This window comes from Lamprocystis purpurea DSM 4197, assembly GCF_000379525.1.
Taxonomy (GTDB): Bacteria; Pseudomonadota; Gammaproteobacteria; order Chromatiales; family Chromatiaceae; genus Thiodictyon; species Thiodictyon purpureum.
The window spans coordinates 1-4,789 of the sequence record NZ_KB902406.1 but is presented as its reverse complement, the minus strand read 5'-3'; the positions used below and the strand labels follow the sequence as shown (position 1 = coordinate 4,789).

At 56.7% G+C, this 4,789-nt stretch carries 4 protein-coding genes; 1 reads left to right on the top strand and 3 read right to left on the bottom strand.

Going from position 1 to position 4,789, the window contains the following annotated elements; translation table 11 throughout:
• The coding region (locus tag A39O_RS42080; RefSeq protein WP_211211542.1) for a hypothetical protein at positions 1-591 on the top strand (591 nt) is incomplete at its 5' end.
• Between the two features lie 394 nt (positions 592-985).
• Here A39O_RS42080 and A39O_RS0105955 read toward each other — a convergent pair.
• From A39O_RS0105955 to A39O_RS40445, 3 genes are all read right to left on the bottom strand, one after another.
• Positions 986-2,752, bottom strand: a complete 1,767-nt coding sequence (locus A39O_RS0105955; RefSeq protein ID WP_020503782.1) for a DUF6399 domain-containing protein — start codon at positions 2,750-2,752, stop codon at positions 986-988.
• A 1,064-nt stretch (positions 2,753-3,816) separates the two neighbouring features.
• A complete protein-coding gene (locus A39O_RS40450; protein WP_157639700.1) occupies positions 3,817-4,245 on the bottom strand; it encodes a hypothetical protein in 429 nt (142 codons plus the stop codon).
• An 89-nt stretch (positions 4,246-4,334) separates the two neighbouring features.
• Positions 4,335-4,559: a hypothetical protein gene (locus A39O_RS40445; RefSeq protein ID WP_157639698.1), complete on the bottom strand. Its 225-nt coding sequence runs from the start codon at positions 4,557-4,559 to the stop codon at positions 4,335-4,337.
• Positions 4,560-4,789: the final 230 nt, after the last annotated feature.

Genomic DNA, 4,789 nt, shown 5'->3' with positions numbered 1-4,789 from the left:
GCGGTGGCTGGGGCAGCGCCAAACCGCTGCGATGAACGTCGGCACGACAACTTAAATTCGGGGGAAAACTGTCCTGGACATGGGGTCCACTATATCCAGAGAGAGCGCACGACGGCGACTGCCATAGACTACAGGGGGCACGCCGAACGTGACGAAAATGCGTTTGCGACCGAAACTGCGGAGTGGGAGGAATCATGGGGCGAAAAGCAGAAACAGTGGCAAAAGGAAACGGATACGGAGTGGGCTATGATATCAGAAGAAGCAAACTGGGCGGCGATGCCGGATGAGCAAAAGCACGAAGCAATCGAGAAACATACCAAATCTCCTTATCCGGCGCGCCCGGTGCGGACAGCTTCCGCTATTGATTGGTCTGCCAAAGCGTCAAAATACGAGGCGCGGCAGAAAAGGCTCGAATTAGCACAGGCGCTCTTGGCGAAGCTCGAAGACTACCAGCAAACACTTCAAGAGGCATACGACAAAGCACGCCGCGCGGAAATCGACACGGATGCGAGTTCCGGGGACAGTTTATTCAATTCAGTCGCCTTAGCCAGCCAAGAAATAAGTAAACTGTCCCCGGAACTGGAGAATTAGCACGACGCCCGTGGCGCGCGCTCGCTCTTAGGCGTAGGTTAGGCTATTCTTGGTTTTCATAATTGAGCCTAGCCCCTTTTCCCGGCCCGTTTTCCCGTGTTCCAGTCGAAGGATACTATGGCTTCTTGTCCATACATTAGCATTGATGTATCCGATGGTGCCTCTGGCCAATACCGATGAGGGATATTCTTAAGATAGATAGGCACATCCGTTTCGTAGTCAATTTCTTCGTTTCTCCATTGGGATAACTCAGGTAATAAAATGATATTCACCCGGCTCATGAAACGTAATCAAGAATGCGATAGGAAAAAACTTTAAGAACCAAACAAGCAGCGACTTATTAACTCTCAGGTCTGCCAATGCGCGGCCTTGATCATCGTTCCGGCCACCCACGCTAGGCCGCCACCGGCAGGAGCGAGAGCGGCTTGGGCGGGCGGGGTCGTCGGCGCGCTGGTGGCGGGGGTAGCGGCATCCGCTGGAGCACCAGCGCGAACAACGCCGCGTGGGCTTGGCCGAAGAAACGCTCGGCGGCCGTGGTGCCGTCGGCGCGGCGGATGTGGAAGTTATGCACCGCGGTCAGGGCCGCGAGCTTTTGATCGCTCAGGCGATGCCGGCCATGATGATGCAGGGACAGTTGACCGTTGCGCCCCTCCACCGCGGAACTGCTGCGCTGGAACAGATCGGCGCAGTCGCCGGCCACCTGCTCAAGGCGCGCGCGCTCGGTCGCCGACAAGGCGTTGAGCGGATGATCGGGTTGGCCGAGCGGTTCGAGCAACTGACGGCTCAGGGCGCGCAGTCGGTGGCGCGGTTCGGCGTGCGTGCTGCGCGCCGCGACCCGTTCCAGGTAGAGCGCCGGAATCACCTGCGTCAGGAGGGCGTGTTCCAGGGCGGGCGACAGATTCAGGGCCTCGACCTTGGCCTGCACGGTCGCAAAGAAAAAGGTGATGGTGGCCAGGAACTGGATGGTCAGGCGCTCGGCTTTGGCCAGGCGCTCGCGGGCCCGCGTCGGCAGATCGGCCGCGTCAGCAAGCTGTTGCAGCCGCGCCCAGACATCGGTAAAGCGTTGGGCGATGCGCTCCACGGGCTGCGCCTGTCCGTGCTCCAAGTCATAAGGGTGATAGAGGATTCCCAGTTCACGCACCAGGTCACGCGCGTCCGTCTGACGCGTCTGCGCCTGCGCGTGGTCGGCCTCGGCCTGCACCACGGCGGCCACGGCGTCTTCAATCCGCGCCGCGAACGCGGGTGGACGCCCGCAGGGACGTGGCGATTGCGCTTCATAGGCCCGCTCGGCGGCCCGCGCGGCGTCCCAGCGCCCCTGCGCGGCCACGACGTTGGCGGCGGCCTGCTTCACCTGGCGGGCCAGGTGCAGGCTGGTGCCCTTCGACACCTCCTGTTGTCCATGGAACAGGTCCGGTGAGTGATGGGCCGCAAAATCCGTTTCAATATGACGGCGCAACGCCGTGGCCTCATCGCTGGTGCCCTGAATCACCGTGACGTTCAAGCCGGCCAAGGCGTCGCGTAACGCCAGCGTCCAGGTGGCCGCCGTGCGATCCGCCGCGTACTGTTCCGCCAGCAGAAAATTCGATACCGGCTCCAGCATGACCAACAAAATTTGCGGATGAAAGGTCTCATCCTCCGCCGCCGTGATCGCCCGGTGCGGCATGCCCACCGCCAACAGCGCCCGTTGCTCACGCGCCGTGGCGACGACCGCCGCCTCCAGTGCGACATTGAGCGCCTGTTGGGTACCGTAACTCGCACCGACGAACGCCGACAGCCCACTCAACTCTAGGAATTGGCACACCAGGCGCACCCCGGCACCACCTTGCAGCGTAATGACAAAGTGCGCCGCCACCACCAGTTGGTGTAGCCACTGGACGCCCTCGGGGGTCGCCACGAACGCCGCCAACACCGCCGGGGCCGCGCCGACCGGGGTCGGCTGACACCAGTCCTGCAAGGTGCTGCGGGCCACCCCAAGGTCCGCGGCGACGTGCCGTTGGGGTTGCCCCTGCGCCAAGCGCACTTTGGCGGCCTCCCGCTGTTGCGCCCGCTCCAGGCGCGAGCGGTGCTTCACGACCACCCGCGGGCCGCTCGTCGGGTCGCGCCCGATGGCATCGCCCCCCGTGTCTGCGCTACAGTCGGATCCGGCAGGACCTTCGATCATGTTCCGTTACCCTCGGTTTGTTTGCACTTCCAAGGGTACGCAATTTCGGGGGTCCTGCCACTCCCCAGCAGGCAATTAACCAAGCCCTAGGCTAGGTCTTGGCCGGATTTATGATCAAGGCCCAATGCGCAGTCCCTCGCCATAACATGATCTTTGTATGGAAACGGCCAATAGTAGATTTTTATCTCTGATGGTAGCGGTTTACTTGAGTCTTGAAAGTATTCAGTGATTGGATTTGTTATCTTTCCTTTATCGTATCGATTGACCCCTTGGGCGCACATGTGTCCCAATAGTGAACGCATTACTCGTTGGGGTTTTGCTGTTACATGCATTACAGACGGAAGCTGGATGTTCGTTTTGAGATAATCTGCGATCCTATTTACAAACGCGATAAATTCTGGATCATATTCAAGGCCCAGACGCTGGTTATTACACACACCACATAAGGTTCTGTATTTAACTCCATTCTGTGACAACCTACCTTTCGACCGGGGAGCAGCAGCGTTTAGGTGTTCAATTATGTGATGCAGATCCACTTTCTTGATTTTCGTACAGCCCTTTGGAGGAGTGTGGTCTTCGGTTAACTTGCCGATTGCACCGCAAATATTGCACTTACCCGACTTGGGTCCTCTAGTTTCTATCAGTAAAGGCAAGTCGTTCTCCAAGAAGCTAACGTGCGGACTAAGGCGGCGCGCGCCACCGCTGAACCCGCAAACCAGCACAACGCCTGTGGCGCTCGCTCTTTGGCCGCCCGTTATGCAATTATTGTATTTGACTTGCCGCTGGGCAACCGAATTAAAGGGATTTGACCCGAATGGCACTAAGTTAAGCTGACGCCTATAAATATCCGTTACTTACGCTGGCGCCAACGGCCAAGAGACTATTGAGTCTCGGCATCGCGCCCGGCTTTCCAGGCTTGGGACAATGGTTCCAAGACTTCTCGCGGCCTCCGCGCTCCTCGCAGTCTATTGTTTTTTAAGGGTGTGCGCCTTAACTTAGTGCCATTCGGATTTGACCCCTTTACTCCCTTTACTCGGCCCCTACGGCTCCGTGTTGGGATTTCGTCATAATCGACTACAAGTGTCCCTGGCAACTACGATCGCCGCCATTTCTTGACCGTACCTACTGCGGTAAACAAATGTGTAGAACATACCCCGATGGAATGCCTCATTTTTAGCATTTTCCTGGCACACTCGCGGCGCTATTTCATCAAACGTCTCCTTTTGGAACTCAGCAAGTTTTTCGCTCGAAATGTCTTTCTTTGCTCTTAGTATCCAGTAAAATATCAAATTCTTTCCGTCTGCTCTTGCGAAAGTAGACTCATTCATCGGATCATTGCTTTTTGCTATAAGAGATTCAGCGTTCGCATTATATTGACGCGCGGCTTCTATCACTAGAGCCTCATCCGTAAGCTCTCGCGCCGCAACGAATGGAGTGGCTAAAGCAAACAAAACTCCCGCAGAAAGAAGCGTGAAACTGTGGCCCGCTGACATAATATTCTCTCGTGTCTAGTAAAAATCATTGGCTCGGGTTGCTCGTTTAGTCTATAAGCAATCCAGAAACGATAATCCATGTTTGGTGGTCATTCCTCTTGGGGTAGTTTGTTCTTTCCAAAAAGCCATCCAAGTGCGAACGCCGGTATACCAGTAATCACCGGTCCTGCAATGGCGAGAATTAAAGCTTCAACTACTTGGCGCGCGGGGTCGGGATATCCAAGAGAGAAAAGAGCTTTAGCCGCCGCAAACGCCAACCATAAAAAAGCTACATATTTTGCCCATGCGATGCCATTTTTTGCCTTGCCCGTCATTTGTTTGCCTCTGTTTTAAGCCTAACGTGTCGCCCAAGGCGGCGCGCGCCACCCACTGAGCCTGAAAATCAGCTCGAACCCTGATGGCGCGCGCTCGCTCTTTGGGCGTTCGTTAGGCATTTCTTGAATTCATACTTGAGCTTGGCCCCTTTTCCTCCACTGACGGTTTGATCAAGCTTTCCGCAGGGATGCCAAGATCGCGATGTAAGCGCCAGATCATCTTCAGCGTC

Coding starts and splice junctions, on each gene's coding strand:
- A39O_RS0105955 (WP_020503782.1), bottom strand. CDS start 2,752: ATGATCGAAGGTCCTGCCGGATCCGACTGTAGCGCAGACACGGGGGGC.
- A39O_RS40450 (WP_157639700.1), bottom strand. CDS start 4,245: ATGTCAGCGGGCCACAGTTTCACGCTTCTTTCTGCGGGAGTTTTGTTT.
- A39O_RS40445 (WP_157639698.1), bottom strand. CDS start 4,559: ATGACGGGCAAGGCAAAAAATGGCATCGCATGGGCAAAATATGTAGCT.